We start from the raw sequence: 1,413 nt of genomic DNA, 5'->3' as shown, positions 1-1,413 counted from the left end.
GACCAGCCGGGGTTCGCGCCCTGGGCGGCGTACGGCTGCTGCGGCTGGGCCTGCGGCGTGGCGGCCGGAGCCGCGGCGCCGGCGCCTGCGCCTGACAGCGTCACGCGCGGGCCGTCGGTCGCGTTGCCCAGGTTCAGCACCGTGTCGGAGCCGAACTCCAGGTGGTGGATCCGCTGCCCCTGCACGAACGTGCCGTTGGTGCTGCCGTGGTCCTCGATGACCCAACTGCGCCCGTTGAAGCTGATCGTGGCGTGACGCCAGGAGACCCTGGCGTCGTCCAGCACGACGTCCCCCTGCGGATCGCGTCCGAGGGTGTAAGCCCTGGACGGATCGAGCGTCCAGGTCCGTCCGTTTGATTCCAGTACGAGTTCCGGCACTCCATGCCCCACTGAGTTGTCCCCCGAATTTCCCCCGTCGCAGGGAGTCTAGGGATGGCGAACATCGGGGGGAACTATTTCAGGCTCGGCCCTCTGACCGAAAGTCGGGCCTTGTCACGAGCGCGCACCAAGGTGTTCACCGGCTTTCGTCGGCGGGGTTGAAATCGGCCCGGAGAGTGGTAAACCACGCGAGGGGGACATGTGCGGCCGTCACGCCGCGTCGCGGATCGGGGGGTCTGCCATGAGTGCTGCCACGGGCGTCGGAGCAGCGGGGCACGGTACGCGCGTGCCGTGGGGCGATGTGGTGATGTCCGCGGTCGCCGCGGTGAGCTGGGCGCTGATCGGGATGGCGGGGACGGCGGCGCTCGGGCTGCACCTGCTGGACGCGGACGCGGCCGGTTCGCTGGGTCCGATGACCGCCGCGGTGGTGGCACTGGGGGCGGGCGGTTCGGTCACGCCGTCCGGTGACATGTCCGCCTTCGGACTGTCGGGTGCGGAGGCCGGTACGGCCATGGAGGTCACGCCGCTGGGCGTGGGCCTGGTGGGCGCGCTGCTGCTGTCGTACTTCTTCCTGCGGTCCCTGCGGGCGGCGGGAGTTGTGGTCTCCGGCACCGAACTCCTCGCCCGTGCGGGCACGGTGGTCGCGCTGTTCGTGGCGATGACGGGCGGGCTGGCCTGGGCGGGGCACGACGTCATCACCGTCGACGGAGGCTCGCTGGGCCTCGACGACCTGCCGGGGGCGGGTGGCGGCGGGGTCGAGATCCCGGGGCTGGGCGATGTCGGGGGGCTGCTGCCGGACCGGGTGGGCGACCTCGTCGACGCGGAGGCGGCGGTGGGGTTCACCGTCGACACGGCGCCGACGCTGCTCGGGGGCCTCGGCTGGGCGGCCGGCGTCCTGATCGTCGCGCTGCTGGCGTCCCGCCGCACTCCCCTGCCGCGCGGCTGGGACGCCGTGCACCGTGTCGTACGGCCGGCGGTGTCCGCCCTCGTCACGGTGGGGCTGGTGGCGGTGGCGGCGGGACTCGCGGCGGCGGGG

At 73.0% G+C, this 1,413-nt stretch carries 2 protein-coding genes; one reads left to right on the top strand and one right to left on the bottom strand.

What is annotated here, in order from left to right; translation table 11 throughout:
- The coding region (locus tag B7767_RS31980; RefSeq protein WP_179167365.1) for an FHA domain-containing protein at positions 1 to 377 on the bottom strand (377 nt) is incomplete at its 3' end.
- 241 nt (positions 378 to 618) lie between these two features.
- Here B7767_RS31980 and B7767_RS31975 point away from each other — a divergent pair.
- Positions 619 to 1,413, top strand: a 795-nt coding sequence (locus tag B7767_RS31975) for a streptophobe family protein (RefSeq protein WP_218775830.1), incomplete at its 3' end; no start/stop codon positions are given.

Origin of the sequence: Streptomyces sp. 13-12-16 (assembly GCF_002114215.1) — a bacterium.
GTDB lineage: Bacteria > Actinomycetota > Actinomycetes > Streptomycetales > Streptomycetaceae > Streptomyces.
The sequence above is the reverse complement of the archived record's forward strand: the minus strand, read 5'-3'. Positions and strand labels throughout refer to the sequence as shown.